Source organism: Paludibacter jiangxiensis, assembly GCF_001618385.1.
GTDB lineage: Bacteria > Bacteroidota > Bacteroidia > Bacteroidales > Paludibacteraceae > Microbacter > Microbacter jiangxiensis.
The window spans coordinates 610,530-624,049 of sequence record NZ_BDCR01000004.1; the positions used below are offsets into that span (position 1 = coordinate 610,530).

At 46.9% G+C, this 13,520-nt stretch carries 13 protein-coding genes; 3 read left to right on the plus strand and 10 right to left on the minus strand.

What is annotated here, in order from left to right; all coding sequences use genetic code 11:
• The first annotated feature begins 14 nt into the window (after positions 1 to 14).
• From trpS to PJIAN_RS12700, 3 genes are all read left to right on the plus strand, one after another.
• Positions 15 to 1,100: a tryptophan--tRNA ligase gene (gene trpS, locus PJIAN_RS12690; RefSeq protein ID WP_068705630.1), complete on the plus strand. Its 1,086-nt coding sequence runs from the start codon at positions 15 to 17 to the stop codon at positions 1,098 to 1,100.
• Positions 1,101 to 1,243: 143 nt separating this feature from the next.
• Positions 1,244 to 1,888: an NAD(P)H-binding protein gene (locus tag PJIAN_RS12695; RefSeq protein ID WP_068705632.1), complete on the plus strand. Its 645-nt coding sequence runs from the start codon at positions 1,244 to 1,246 to the stop codon at positions 1,886 to 1,888.
• Between the two features lie 257 nt (positions 1,889 to 2,145).
• The gene (locus PJIAN_RS12700; protein WP_068705634.1) at positions 2,146 to 2,739 is read left to right on the plus strand and encodes a flavodoxin domain-containing protein; all 594 of its coding nucleotides are present in this window, start codon (positions 2,146 to 2,148) and stop codon (positions 2,737 to 2,739) included.
• On the opposite strand, the gene cbiB is transcribed toward PJIAN_RS12700, so the two are convergent.
• From cbiB to PJIAN_RS12750, 10 genes are all read right to left on the minus strand, one after another.
• On the minus strand, positions 2,719 to 3,636 hold the full coding sequence (gene cbiB, locus PJIAN_RS12705) for an adenosylcobinamide-phosphate synthase CbiB (protein ID WP_068705636.1): 918 nt from the start codon (positions 3,634 to 3,636) through the stop codon (positions 2,719 to 2,721). The genes PJIAN_RS12700 and cbiB overlap by 21 nt on opposite strands.
• A gap of 27 nt (positions 3,637 to 3,663) precedes the next feature.
• The gene (locus tag PJIAN_RS12710) at positions 3,664 to 4,698 is read right to left on the minus strand and encodes a pyridoxal phosphate-dependent aminotransferase (RefSeq protein ID WP_068705637.1); all 1,035 of its coding nucleotides are present in this window, start codon (positions 4,696 to 4,698) and stop codon (positions 3,664 to 3,666) included.
• Positions 4,695 to 6,167: a cobyric acid synthase gene (locus tag PJIAN_RS12715; protein ID WP_068705639.1), complete on the minus strand. Its 1,473-nt coding sequence runs from the start codon at positions 6,165 to 6,167 to the stop codon at positions 4,695 to 4,697. Before PJIAN_RS12715 ends, PJIAN_RS12710 begins: the two co-directional genes overlap by 4 nt.
• A gap of 239 nt (positions 6,168 to 6,406) precedes the next feature.
• Positions 6,407 to 7,465: a nicotinate-nucleotide--dimethylbenzimidazole phosphoribosyltransferase gene (gene cobT / locus PJIAN_RS12720; protein ID WP_068705641.1), complete on the minus strand. Its 1,059-nt coding sequence runs from the start codon at positions 7,463 to 7,465 to the stop codon at positions 6,407 to 6,409.
• Positions 7,465 to 7,998: an alpha-ribazole phosphatase family protein gene (gene cobC / locus PJIAN_RS12725; RefSeq protein ID WP_068705642.1), complete on the minus strand. Its 534-nt coding sequence runs from the start codon at positions 7,996 to 7,998 to the stop codon at positions 7,465 to 7,467. The genes cobT (PJIAN_RS12720) and cobC overlap by 1 nt, the downstream gene beginning before the upstream one ends.
• Positions 7,999 to 8,196: 198 nt before the next feature.
• Positions 8,197 to 8,961 (minus strand): adenosylcobinamide-GDP ribazoletransferase, encoded by a 765-nt coding sequence (locus tag PJIAN_RS12730; RefSeq protein ID WP_068705645.1) that lies wholly within the window; start codon positions 8,959 to 8,961, stop codon positions 8,197 to 8,199.
• 59 nt (positions 8,962 to 9,020) lie between these two features.
• Complete coding sequence (gene cobT / locus PJIAN_RS12735; RefSeq protein WP_068705647.1) at positions 9,021 to 10,025, minus strand: nicotinate-nucleotide--dimethylbenzimidazole phosphoribosyltransferase; 1,005 nt, start codon at positions 10,023 to 10,025, stop codon at positions 9,021 to 9,023.
• A gap of 84 nt (positions 10,026 to 10,109) precedes the next feature.
• A complete protein-coding gene (cobU, locus tag PJIAN_RS12740) occupies positions 10,110 to 10,625 on the minus strand; it encodes a bifunctional adenosylcobinamide kinase/adenosylcobinamide-phosphate guanylyltransferase (protein ID WP_068705649.1) in 516 nt (171 codons plus the stop codon).
• A gap of 240 nt (positions 10,626 to 10,865) precedes the next feature.
• Complete coding sequence (locus PJIAN_RS12745) at positions 10,866 to 11,282, minus strand: DUF4430 domain-containing protein (RefSeq protein ID WP_068705651.1); 417 nt, start codon at positions 11,280 to 11,282, stop codon at positions 10,866 to 10,868.
• A gap of 82 nt (positions 11,283 to 11,364) precedes the next feature.
• A complete protein-coding gene (locus tag PJIAN_RS12750) occupies positions 11,365 to 13,497 on the minus strand; it encodes a TonB-dependent receptor plug domain-containing protein (protein WP_068705653.1) in 2,133 nt (710 codons plus the stop codon).
• Positions 13,498 to 13,520 lie beyond the last annotated feature (23 nt).

Sequence of the window (13,520 nt, forward strand, 5' to 3'; positions counted from 1 at the left end):
AAAACAACATCAATATGTCGGATACAGAAAAAATGGAACTGGGAACCTACGAGGCTACCGTTGAGAGAAGCAGAAAACTGGAAGAGGATTTAAGCGTACATCCCGAAAAATACCGTGTACTTACCGGCGACCGTCCTACCGGCCGTCTGCACATCGGTCACCTTTTCGGTTCGCTGCAAAACCGCGTACGCCTGCACAATCTGGGCGTTGAAACCTTTATCGTCATTGCCGATTACCAGGTGCTTACCGACCGCGATTCGTTCGATAAAATTTCCGAAAACGTCCGTCAGTTGACACTTGACTATCTGGCAGCCGGCATCGATCCTACCGACGGCAAGACCTTTATCTTCCCACACAGCTATGTACCCGAACTGAACCAGCTCTTACTTCCGTTCCTTACACTGGTATCCAACGCCGAACTCAACCGTAACCCGACGGTGAAAGAAGAGATTCAGGCTTCGGGCTTAAAGAGCATCAACGCCGGCATGTACACATATCCTGTTCATCAGGCCGCCGATATTCTGTTCTGCAAAGGGAACGTGGTACCTGTTGGAAAAGACCAGTTGCCTCACTTAGAACTGACCCGCGTAATCGCCCGTCGCTTCAACGATAAATTTGCGCCTAACAATCCCGTATTTCCGGAACCGCAACCACTCTTGAGCAAGTCACCGATGATTCTCGGTCTGGACGGCGGACAGAAGATGAGCAAAAGCCGCAACAACGCCATCATGCTGAGCGCCACCGAAGACGAAACGGCGGCTCTCATCAAAAAGGCAAAAACAGATGCAGAACGCTTCATTACCTACGAACCCGAACGTCGTCCCGAGATTGCAAATCTCTTATCGCTGATCTCGATGTGCACGGGCGAAACACCGGAAGCCATCGCAGCAAAAATCGGTAACGGAGGCGGAGGACAGCTCAAAAAAATGCTTACCGAATCGATCAACGAATACCTGCGTCCCTTCCGCCAGAAACGTATAGAACTGGAATCCAACATGGATTATGTACGTCAGGTGATACTCAACGGTGCACAAAAGGCAAGGGAAGTGGGAACCGCCACCCTCGAAGAGGTTCGCGCTGCAATGAATATGAAGATCTGATAAAACAAGATACTCGTAATGAATGCCCGGGATTTGCAAAGATTCCGGGCTTTTTGTTTGTGCGACTGCCAATTAAAAAAGAAAATGTAAATTTGTGTCGATAATTACGAAAATTTACCTCTTCAATAATCCACTCATCACTTATGAAAGCAATAGTAATCGGAGGTTCGGGAGCCACGGGAAAATATTTGGTCAGGCGACTGCTTGCCGATGACCGTTTTGACGAGATTGTGTTACTACTGCGCAAACCAGCCGCAGAGACACATCCCAAAATCAAACAGGTCATTGTCGATTTTGACAAGCTGAATGACTTTGCAGAACAGATCAATGGAGATGTGGCTTTTTCCTGCTTAGGCACCACCTTAAAGGATGCGGGAAGCAAAGAGGCGCAGTGGAAAGTGGATTACGATTACCAATATAACTTTGCTAAAATTGCCCGGCAAAATGGCATCGCAACCTTTGTACTGATGTCGGCTCAGAATGCCGATGCGAAATCGTCGTTCTTCTACAGTCGCATGAAGGGAGAACTGGAACAAAGCATCGAAGCGCTCGGATTCGACAAACTTGTAATCGTACAACCCGGCTTGCTGCTGCGTCCCGGTACAGAGCGCTTAGTGGAAAAACTATCAGTAAAGATGCTATCTGTATTCAACAAAGTTGGAATGCTAAAACAATACGCACCCACTCACGTCGATCAGGTTGCGGCGGCTATGATACAACACGCCTTGTCGGGTAGATCCGGTATCTGCAGAGTGAAGAACAAAGAGATAACAGGCCACAGAGATTAGAAAGATCAATCGTGCTGTGTATATACCAGAATAATAGAATGTCCCCTATCCAAAACAGAGCAGTTGCTCCCATAACTCCGTCCTTCAGGGCGGAGACAAAAGCCAGAGAACGTTCTATTGGCTTTAGCCTTGACGATTATAATTAAAAATACTCAGGGCTAAAGCCCATTCTTCTAGTCCAGTTTGCTACTCCGCCCTGAAGGACGGAGTTATGAATATAAGTCTGAAACAATATATTGATATAAAACCTTTACCACATGAAAAAACGCGATTTTTTAAAAGGCAGCCTGCTCACAATGGGAGCCTTGTTGCTGCCCCGAAAGATATGGGCAATGGACTTTTACCCCACAACGTCAAAAGCCGAATGGGCCGTTCTTTACGGTACCTGGTGCGGTTCATCACGCGATGCCGCCGCCTGGATTTCGGAAGGGATGAATGGCATTGCAAAAGTATTCGACGTGAGAGAAAATCCAGACTTATCGGGCTACAAATACGTGATTGTGGGCGGATCGATACGCGCCGGTAAAACCACTCCCGAACTGCAACGCTACCTGACGGAGCACAATGAACAGCTGAAAGGTAAGATAAAAGGATTGTTTGCCGTATGCGGTAATATGAAACAGCCCGTAACTCAGGTGCAGTACCAGCAACTAATCGACAACCACCTTTCCAAGTTGACGGGCGTAAGCAATGTAGCATCCAAGGTATTTCTCGGGCGCATCACCTGGGGACTGATGGATCCCGATGCGCGCAAACAGTTACAGGCTTTTAATATGGACGAATACGACAACCTGAAACGCAGCGAATGTATGGCATTCGGCAAAGAGGTGTTACGTTCCGTAGCTCCGTAACAAGACGATAACTAGCACAGCTACCGTTGCCACGGCAAAGTTGACGGCACACGCCATGCGGATATCTTTAGCCGTAATTTCGCGCTGGTTTTCGCCGATAAACGGCTTCTCCACCAAGACGCCGTGATACACGTTCGGTCCGCCGAAACGGCACTTCAGAATCCCCGCCATGGCCGATTCGGGATAACCCGAATTGGGACTGGCGTGTTTCGGTCCATACTTCAGCACAAAGGGAACTACATTCCACCGGAAGGTAACCAACAGCATCAACAGGGCGGTGATGCGCGCCGGAATAAAGTTGAACACGTCGTCGGTACGGGCGGCAAAACTGCCAAACTGCCGGTAACGCTCGCTTTTGTAGCCAATCATCGAATCGAGGGTATTCACCATCTTGTAGGCAAACATCAATGGTACGCCACCTATGGCAAAATAAAAGAGGGGCGCCACCACACCATCGCTCAGGTTTTCGGCCAGTGTTTCGAGTACAGCGGTACGAATCTGCGTAGCATTGAGTTGCGAGGTATCCCGCCCTACAATCCAGCTCAACCGTTTGCGACCAGCTTCGAGACCTTCGATACTCAGCACCTTTTCCACCTCCAACGCTTCGCCGATTAGGCTGCGGTTGGCCAACCCGTAAAAGATAAAAACGACGGCAAAAAGATAAGCCGCTACCGGATAGGGTCTCAACAATTGCTCGGCCGCATAAAAGATTGCCCACGCACCACAGACCAATAAAATAGTCAGCAAAGCTCCCTTCTGAAAGCGATACTGCCCACGATTCCAACGTTGCTCAAAAAAAGCAATGATATTTCCAAACAAACGGATGGGATGCGGCAACCGTCGCGGATCGCCCAGCAGGGCATCGAGTAGAAAAGCGGGTAAGAGAGGAGAAAGCATCAGTGAATAATGGTTAGTGGTCAATGGTTAATGATTGGCTCCTGATTCTAAAATATTCTTCATCGACCGAAACAGCTGTTCGTTCTCTTCGTCCGTTTGCACCGAAATTCGGATAGCATGATTGTCCAAACCGCGGAAGTTGGAGGCATCGCGTATCAGCAGTCCAAAATCGTTCATCAACCGTTCCTTTACTACCGCAGCTTCCAACTGTTCAGTTCGCAATAGAAAGAAGTTGCAAGGCGAAGGTGTCACGGTGATTCCCGAAAGAGATGAAAACCGTTTTTGCAGTCCTGTTGAATTGCGAAGAATATTTTCTTTGTTTTGAAAATACAAATCTTCGCGACTCGTTAAATAGATACCAACTTTCTGAGCCAGTGCATTTACCGTCCACGGAACGGAGAAGGATCGCAAGCGGGTGGCCAGTGATCGTCTCGTCACCATATATCCCAGTCGCAAGCCGGGTAAAACGTACTGCTTGGTCATCGAATGCACCACAATCAGGTTGTCAAACCGATTCACCAACCCCACTACCGACTCAAAGCCGGAACATAGTTCGCCGTAGGCTTCGTCTACCACAAAAACGGTATCGGAATTTTGCCGCAATTGCTCCTCAATTTCCTTCGCGGCATACAAACGGCCGTCGGGATTATTGGGATTACCCAGCCACACTAACTGCGGACGGACATTGCCTGCGTCATGCAACAGTTCATTGCTTTTGTAAAAAATCGTGTGATCGTGCATCCGGCAGGCATCCTCGTACTCGGCAAAAGAGGGAACCAGCACAAGTGACCGGCTCTGACGAAACGCGGCGGCAATGGTGTAAAATGCTTCCACCGAACCGTTAGTCACAAACACCTGATTTTCATCAACCTGAAGCCGTTTACCTAAAGCAATTCGCAACGTTTCCGAATCGGGTTCGGGATAGGTCGCGATCGCCTCCAACTGTGTTGCCAGAAACGACAGCAGAGCCTCCGGCACCCGACGCGCCGCGACATTCGAACTGAAATCGCTCTTTACCTTATCGCCGTAACGATGCAAATCATTACCGTGTCCCTCAATCATTCGCGCATCGTTTTATAAATGTACTCCATATCGACACAACTGCGCACATGCGCCGCCAGCTTGTCGTACTGCTCGTTTTTGAACGTAGTATAATCGGTTGTGGTTGCTTCTTTCCTTCTATACTCCGGCACCTGACGCAAAATGTAGTCGATGGTGCGGGCATTATCAAAAAAGCCGTGCAGATAGGTTCCAAAACTCCTCTCCGAAAGAAAATAGCCGTCGGCAATCCCTTTATCGGTCGTGCAAAGCGGACTGGGTATTTCAGCCTTCGTTTCGCCCATATGAATCTCGTAACCATCGCAATCGGCTTCGCTTCCCAGAAACGAGAAACGACACGCTTCGGTCTTTTTCTCTTCCGTCAACACCGTGCGCACCGGCAAAATGCCAAGACCCGGCACGGCAACAATATCACCCTCCATGCCCATCGGATCTTCAACCGAAAGACCCATCATTTGGTAACCACCACAAATACCATACACTGCTTTTCCGGCTTCGTGATGTTGCAGTACGGCCTTCGCCATTCCCGAGCGACGCAGATAACGCAAGTCGTCGATGGTGTTTTTAGAACCCGGCAACAGCACGATATCGGCCTCGTTCAATTCGTCCGGGTGCGCCGCGTAAAAGAGATTCACCTCCGGATGCAACTCCAAACGGTTGAAATCAGTAAAATTGGACATGTGACGCAATAAAACCACCGCAATATTCACCTTGCCGCCAATCTGCTTCTCTTTGCGATGTTCCAGCACCACCGAATCCTCCTGTTCGATGTGAATATCGTCAAAATAAGGAATCACGCCCACCACCGGCACCCCACTGATCTCCTCCAGCATTTTTCGTCCATCTTCAAACAAGGCAATATCACCCCTGAATTTATTGATTATAACGCCTTTAATCAGCTTGCGCTGGGCTTCGGGCAGGAGCTTGATGCTGCCGTAGACACTGGCAAACACCCCACCCCGGTCGATATCGGCAATCAGATAGGTAGGCGCGTCCAGCGTCTCGGCAACCCGCATGTTGGTAATGTCGCGATCCCAGAGATTCATCTCCGAAATACTCCCCGCACCTTCAATTACCAACGGATTGTACTCCGCCAAAAGCTGGTTACAGGCGGCCATCGCTTGGTCGAAAAGCTCCAGACGGTCGGTTTTGTTGAAATATTGAAAAGCCGACTGATTTCCAATTGGTTTACCGTTCAATACCACCTGCGAAGAGGTATGGTTGGTAGGCTTGAGAAGTACCGGATTCATATCGGCACGACAGGGAATACCGCATGCTTCAGCCTGCACCGCCTGTGCCCGACCGATCTCCAAACCTTCGGGCGTGGCATAACTATTGAGCGACATATTCTGTGCCTTGAACGGTGCGGGCTGATAACCGTCCTGCAAAAAGATGCGGCAAAAGGCCGCGTTAATCACGCTCTTGCCCACATCCGAACCGGTACCCACAAACATCACGGGACGCAACTTCATTAATTATTAATGGTTAATGGTTAGTGATTAATGAGAATCTGGAGTTGAAATAATTACTAAACATTCGATCGTCAACTTGACCGTAGGTCATACATATCAAACAACGTTCAGCAAAGCTAATAGAAAATGTAATTCCCGCATTAATGCAACCCCGTATGGGGTTGAACTTTGGGAACAATATTTATTTTCTATTGATATATAAGTCCTAACGGACTATTTTCAACTCATGATTCGTATGATTAATTAAATCTGATGTGGCTGGTATTGATGACCTGTGCTTCTTCGAACGAAGTCATCTCCGACAGTACCGCCACAGCGCCTTTCAACACGCCATAGGCAACTGCCGAACCGGTTCCTTCTCCTAAGCGGAGTCCCAACTGAAGCACTGCCGAAGCATTCATGTGACGCAACATCTTGCGATGCCCCTGCTCTTCGCCTTCGTGGGCAAAAACAGCGTAATTGAGTACAGCAGGATTGATCTCTTTTGCCACCAGCATAGCCGCAGTCGTGATGAAGCCATCGACCAGAATCACCATACGGTTTACCGCCGCTTCGATCATTCCTCCTGCGATGGTTGCAATTTCGTAGCCCCCGAAACGCGCCATATTCTCGAAAATATTTTCCGAAACACCATGCCTCTCGATAGCCGCTTTAATCACATTGGCTTTATGACGAACCCCTTCGCTGTTCAATCCTGCACCCGGACCCACACATTCATCAACAGGAAGATTGCAAATAATCGACATCAAGGCAGAGGCAGGCGTGGTATTGCCGATTCCCATCTCGCCGAAACCTACCACATTGCTACCCTCTTTGGCAAAACGCCGTACGATGTCACGCCCATTGTTGAAAGCCTGCATACACTGTTCCTGACTCATTGCGGGTTGATGCAAAAAGTTTTCAGAACCCATCGCCACCTTGGCCTCAATCAGACGCGGATGCGGTGCAAAACGGTAATTAACCCCCGCATCGACCACCCACAACTCCATGCCATAAACACGGGAAAGCAGTCCGATGCCACCACCGCCACTCAGAAAATTGTGTACCTGTTGCCAGGTAATCTCTACCGGACAGGGACTTACCCCTTCGGCGGTTATGCCATGATCGGCAGCTACAGTCAGCATCACCGGTTTGGAAAGTACCGGAGTGAGGGTGTTTTGAATCATTCCCACCTGCAGAGCCATCGATTCCAGCCGGCCAAGCGATCCGACCGGTTTGGCTTTATTGTCGAGCTTATGCTGAATTTTCGCACGCAAAGACTCGTCGGGTAATGGAATGTTTATTTGATTGTTCTTCATTAAATATTGAATGTGAAAATTCCGCCAAAAGCCACCGGTACGTCAAATATCTCCAGTGGACTTCTTTGATGGGTTAAACTCATCAAGACTCTGATAATGCCCGCATGAGCAACAATCAGAACATGATCATATTTTTGTTGTTGAAGCTCATGAATAAATGACTTCAATTCATTCGCCATATCCAGATACGACTGTCCGTTGGGGCATGAAAGGTAAATATAGTTATCAAACCATTTCTTTCCGTATTCCAATTCATATATCTGTTGCCAGGGCATCATCTCCCAGTCTCCGAAATTAAGCTCCAGCAAGCGATGATCGATAATCAGCTCTTGTGCGGGTCGGATTGCTTCTGCCAACAAGCGACACCGGCTCAACGGGCTGGTAAATACGGCATCAAATTGTTCTTTTTGCAGCTCTCTGGTTATACGCTCTATTTCATCAGGCGCCGAATTCGCCAAAGGCACATCAGTCACCCCGTAACAAATTCCTTTAGGAACATCTACTTTAGTGTGTCTTACAACTGTCAGTTTCATTGAAAATAAATCAAGTTTTAAAAATCAAATAAAATCCGCAAGAACCGGGAATATTCATTCCTGTCAGAAGTTCACGAATTCTGCTTATTTTATCTATCATTGGTTAGCTAAATCGTATATATTTTCCTCTCTAAACGGGTATTCTAAGTCAAATATTGCTAAACCCCTTTGTTGGTATTCTGAAGCAACAACGACATTTTATTTTATCAGCGTTTGAAATACAACAAATCCGAGATAAAATTCAACTTCGGTGATTTGCTGAAGTGCTCCCAGACAATCGCCTGTATAACCGCCTATCTTTTTTGTGATATACCGTCTGAAAATAAAGGTGGTGAGTAGCATGAACGGTAAGATACAAGCCACAAAAGAGAGCGGCATCAACCATTGCAAGCCCAAACCAAAAAGTAACGCCATCACAAAATCATAATCTTTCCCTTTCTTGCCAATAGGTTTGGTTTTGCTGGTAGCATCTTCTCTGGAATATTTAGAGGTATAAATCACGATTACAGGCATTAAGCGACTCAACGAATGACCAGCTAACAGCACGAATGGAATTGAAAAATCATGAATGGAAAACAAGGCTGTAAATTTTGTAGCCAACATGCCCAACAATCCTATGCTGCCGTAAGTACCAATACGGCTATCTTTCATAATAGTCAGGATCTTTTCCCGTGTATAACCACCACCCATTCCGTCGCAAAAGTCCGCAAACCCATCCTCATGGAAAGCTCCTGTCACGAAGATGGTTGCCAGCATGCTCAGCAAAATAGACAATGCATCCGGCATCACAAAGCTCAACGCCCAATAAACACAAGCTCCGATACCTCCGACAACCCAACCCACAAAAGGAAAATAACGGGTCGAACGGTTAAGTATTTCATCAGAATACTGCACGTTCACCGGAACCGGAATACGCGTATAAAACATTATCGCATTGAGAAATATATGTAATTGTTTTTTCATCAAATATTATACAGTTTGACCTCTTACTCCCAAGAAAAGGGCTGGTAAGAGGTTTTTTTTTACTCTTTATTCGATACCCCGGCATCTTCGAAACTGGCCATCTCGTTCAGGAAATTGACTGCCGCCTGCACCAAAGGATAAGCCAGTGCTGCGCCGGTTCCTTCTCCTAACCGAAGATTAAGATGCAATACCGGGTCGGCCCGCATTCCGTCAAGCATCATCTGATGTCCGCGCTCGTCTGACGAGTGGCAGAAAATCATTTTTTGACGCGCTTCCGGCTGAATATTTACCGCCGACAATGCGGCTGCGGAAGCAATAAAACCATCCACCAGCACAATCATATTCCGATCGGCAGCCTCAAGCATAGCACCCGCCATCATAGCTATTTCCAACCCACCAAAAACAGCCAGCGTTTCTTCTGGTGTCTGCGGATTATACTTCTCCGACACTTCTTTCAGAATTTCCGTTTTCTTTGCAAAATGTTCACCCTGCGAACCGGTACCGGCACCAATACATTCTTCGATCGGGATATTGAGAAAACGGTGCATCAGCAACGAAGAAGCCGAAGTATTTCCGATACCCATCTCTCCGAACCCAATCACGTTACAGCCTTTTGCCGCTTCAGTGCTCACAAGGTCACGTCCCTTTTGGATGGCCGCACGACATTCATCCGCAGTCATGGCAGGTTCGCGACGCATATTGCGACTCCCTTTAGCCACTTTAGCATTCACAACAGGGATTCCTGCCGGAAAATCGTAATCGACACCAGCATCAACCACCTTCAGGTTTATATTGTTTTGCCGGCAAAAAACATTGATTGCCGCGCCTCCGGCAACGAAATTCATCACCATTTGCCAGGTGACATCTTTGGGATAAGGACTTACGCCCTCGTCGGAAAGTCCGTGGTCGGCAGCGAAAACGAGCAGAGATGGATTATTCAGTGAGGGAGTCAGCGTGTCCTGAATCAAACCGATTTGTAATGCAAGCTGTTCAAGCGTACCCAAAGCCCCCACCGGTTTGGTTTTGAGGTCAATTTTGTGTTGAAGTTGTTCCTGTAAAGTCATTTTATGTTGTTTATTTCAAACACGAAGTCACTAAGACACAAAAAATAATGATTGTCTCTTCGTGACTTTGCGTCTTTGTGTTTATTATTGTTTTTTTATTTTGACCGGAATGCCCGACACCATCAGGTAAACCTCGTCGGCCATGGCGGCAATATGCTGATTGATCCATCCCTGCAAATCGGCAAACTTACGCGCCGACTCCTCCACCGGATGTATGCCCATTCCCAATTCGTTGCTCACCACAATCAGATCCATCTCTTTGGCGGCAAAACGTCCCCACTCCGCTTTAGCCTCCGCCAGCGATTTCTCCATATCAAAACCGTTATCGAAAAAAATATTCGTCAGCCAAAGGGTAACACAGTCAAGCAATACTGTTTTGCCATCTACGGGTGTAGAAGAGAGTTGCTTCTCCTCTTCTATATTGATCCAGTGCGGTCCGCGATCGTTCTGATGACGTTCGATCCGTTTGCGGAAATCATCATCCCACACGCGAGCCGTAGCTAGGTAAACGGGATGTTCACTACGCTGTTCGGCCAGCTCCTGCGCAAAGCGGCTTTTACCCGATCGGGCACCTCCGGTGATAAATGTGATATGAGACATGTTTGTTAGATAAAAGAACAAAGAATCAAGAACAAAGACAATCTGACTTCTGTAGATTAACTTGTTTACTTGTCAACTTGTTAGTTTGTTTCCTATTTTAGATTTAAACGGCAAATTTGCGCTCCCGAATCCTTTTCTCCAAAACACACTCACAATCTGTCGATTGCCGCATTTCGAAGCCAAGTACCGGAAGCGCAAACTCTCTATAGTTTTGTAATCGCTTTCTGCGTAATAAAAAGCCTACTGTCCTTTTGACGGATTGTCCACTTTCCACGAGCAGACATCCTCCACATATCGCCAGCTAACGGTATCGCCGGGTTTCAGCATTTGGTACAATGCCAGCTTTTTCGGTGCTTTACCGTTGATCCGATAATACCAGGCCATTTTGCCCCGTTCACCCTTTACCTGATCGATCGCCGTCACAAAAACATACGACCCGACCGGATGTGTTTCCGTTTCGGCTGCTTCCTGCAAAGCGCCGAGCACCGCGATGCCGGGAAACCACGCCACTTTCACCGTTTTCGGGGACTGAGCTTTTCCATAATCGATCTCCACGGTGATCTCCTTTTTCGTCTGCTGCACTTTATTATTTCCTCCGAATGAAACGGCCGGCATAACAAGCAACAGAAAGAAAAGAATGTATATTTTTGCTCTCATCCGTAAATAATTTGGTCAGGACAAAGACATCTTCTGTTTTTCTCAGATTGTCTTTGTTCTTTGTTCTTTACTCTTTGTTTCCTTAAAACGCATACGACAGTTTTGCCACAATACTACGGCCCGGCATGTTATACCCGTCTTTTTCGGTATAGTTTTCATCCAACAGGTTCGAAGCGGTAATTCCGAAATTGACTTTCTGCGAATAGGCATATCCAATAGAATAATCGAAAACCATATAAGCCGGCAACTGCAACATTTTGTCGGAAGCTGCATATCCTCCCTGAGTATAATAATCGGTCGATTTGATGCCCGGACGAAGGTAACTGAAGTTATCCTTCTCGAGACGTGTGCCGATTAAACGTCCGTTCAGGCGCATATTTACTTTACCGTATTGATAGTTCAATCCGAAGTTACCGTTGGTATTACGGGCAAACTGCATATCATAGGTTTTTACCACACCGCTTACCGTTTGAGTAAAGTCATTTTTCAGCATCCAGGTAAAGTTGGCATACGCTTCGAGCAACAGTTTCGGACTGATAAATTTACCGAAATTAAATGCAGAAACCAGCTCCAGACCGTTCATCGTCGATTGATTGGCATTCGTAAACGTAGTACCGGCAGCAACGTATTGGTTCACAATTTTGTTGTCGTACAAAGTATGAAAATAGGTAACGTCAAGTTTCAAACCGGCATCCGCAGAGGTATAGCTCAATCCGAAATCGGTAGTACGCGATTTTTCCGGTTTCAGATTGGGATTGCCTATATAATCGGTCGAATAGGTCACACCGCCATAAGTATATTTCATGGTGTATTTACCTGACATCTGATAAGCATCAGGCACATAGAAAGCCGTTCCGTACGAAGCGTGAGCCTTGAAATTCCAGAAAGCATATTGCGCACCTACCGACGGATTGACGGTATTGTAATGGGCATTTGCATCCGGGGCATTCAACGCTGCATTGGCATCGATATGGTAATTGAACCGATCGTAGCGCAAACCTGCATTCACGTTCAAATCATTCCAGTTGTAAACGGCCTGACCGAACAACGCAATGTTGGTAAAGCGATTATCTGGTTTGTAGGGAGCTGTTTCAACGCCTTTGGCTGAATAGTTATTCGAGGTATAATCGTACACCTTAATATCCTGACCTACTGTAAAATTGAGGTTACCAAACTTATAGCCGTCCTGCAACTGATAACCGTACTCTTTGGTGGAACTGGTAAAATTGATAAATCCAGCGTCGGTGTTGTCCGAATAATTTGGATTCTTATCGTTGGTGTAGTAAGGCGCAAAACGAAAATGATTCACCGCGTTTTGCTGTTCCAACGAAGCATAGAGATTAAAACGATTTACGTCTTTCTTGCTTTGTCCGTACGAACTCCAGTAATTACCGGCAGTCTCCACATCGTAAGCATAAGTATAGCTACCTTCGGCACGCACTTTCCACTGCGGATTCATTTTATAGTCGGCAAAAGCATTGGCTACGTTCAACTCGTACTGAGTGTTGTCCATTGCATCGCCATACGAAGCCTTGTCAAGGATCAATTTATCGGCTTCGGTCATATTCAGCAAGTTGTGCTGACCGATGCGGTAATCTTTCGTCTGTTGTTGGCGACTGTAGCTCAAACCGTAGCTGAACTTATCGTTCGCCACACCAGTAAAGTTAGCGCCCAGCTTGTTATAACCGAAACTACCTGCTTCGACAGAGGCGCTACCCTGAGATTTTTTACCTGCTTTTTTGGTGATGATATTAATAACACCACCCATGGCATCCGAACCGTACAACACTGCATACGGGCCTTTGATCACCTCGATGCGTTCCACATTATCGACAGCAATAGTCGCCAGATTGGTGGTACCTGCCGATTCGCCGTTGATAAGCACAAGCACTACACTGCGGTTGTGAGCGCTGGGCGAAAAGCCACGCATAGCAACCTGAGCCGACAACCCGGGGTATTGGATAATATCCAGATTAGTAGCTCGTTTCAACACCTCAGCAAGATTGTCGTTCGGAAGTGCTTTGAGTGTACTTCCCGATATGATTTCCACTTTTTGAGGAATACTTTTCAGTAAATTTCCGGAACGTGAAGCGTTTACAACCACTTCATTCATTTGATATGAGCGAATGGAATCGCCGTCCTGTGGTTTAAGTCCTGCAGCAAAAACCGAAGTTCCTGCCGTCAAAACCGCAACCGATAGTAACAGTTTTCTCATTTGTTTTTAATTATTTGTTGAAT

What these genes read in the sequence shown, in the direction of transcription:
- trpS (WP_068705630.1), top strand. Translation starts at nt 15, where the DNA reads ATGTCGGATACAGAAAAAATGGAACTGGGAACCTACGAGGCTACCGTT.
- PJIAN_RS12695 (WP_068705632.1), top strand. Translation starts at nt 1,244, where the DNA reads ATGAAAGCAATAGTAATCGGAGGTTCGGGAGCCACGGGAAAATATTTG.
- PJIAN_RS12700 (WP_068705634.1), top strand. Translation starts at nt 2,146, where the DNA reads ATGAAAAAACGCGATTTTTTAAAAGGCAGCCTGCTCACAATGGGAGCC.
- cbiB (WP_068705636.1), bottom strand. Translation starts at nt 3,636, where the DNA reads ATGCTTTCTCCTCTCTTACCCGCTTTTCTACTCGATGCCCTGCTGGGC.
- PJIAN_RS12710 (WP_068705637.1), bottom strand. Translation starts at nt 4,698, where the DNA reads ATGATTGAGGGACACGGTAATGATTTGCATCGTTACGGCGATAAGGTA.
- PJIAN_RS12715 (WP_068705639.1), bottom strand. Translation starts at nt 6,167, where the DNA reads ATGAAGTTGCGTCCCGTGATGTTTGTGGGTACCGGTTCGGATGTGGGC.
- cobT (WP_068705641.1), bottom strand. Translation starts at nt 7,465, where the DNA reads ATGAAGAACAATCAAATAAACATTCCATTACCCGACGAGTCTTTGCGT.
- cobC (WP_068705642.1), bottom strand. Translation starts at nt 7,998, where the DNA reads ATGAAACTGACAGTTGTAAGACACACTAAAGTAGATGTTCCTAAAGGA.
- PJIAN_RS12730 (WP_068705645.1), bottom strand. Translation starts at nt 8,961, where the DNA reads ATGAAAAAACAATTACATATATTTCTCAATGCGATAATGTTTTATACG.
- cobT (WP_068705647.1), bottom strand. Translation starts at nt 10,025, where the DNA reads ATGACTTTACAGGAACAACTTCAACACAAAATTGACCTCAAAACCAAA.
- cobU (WP_068705649.1), bottom strand. Translation starts at nt 10,625, where the DNA reads ATGTCTCATATCACATTTATCACCGGAGGTGCCCGATCGGGTAAAAGC.
- PJIAN_RS12745 (WP_068705651.1), bottom strand. Translation starts at nt 11,282, where the DNA reads ATGAGAGCAAAAATATACATTCTTTTCTTTCTGTTGCTTGTTATGCCG.
- PJIAN_RS12750 (WP_068705653.1), bottom strand. Translation starts at nt 13,497, where the DNA reads ATGAGAAAACTGTTACTATCGGTTGCGGTTTTGACGGCAGGAACTTCG.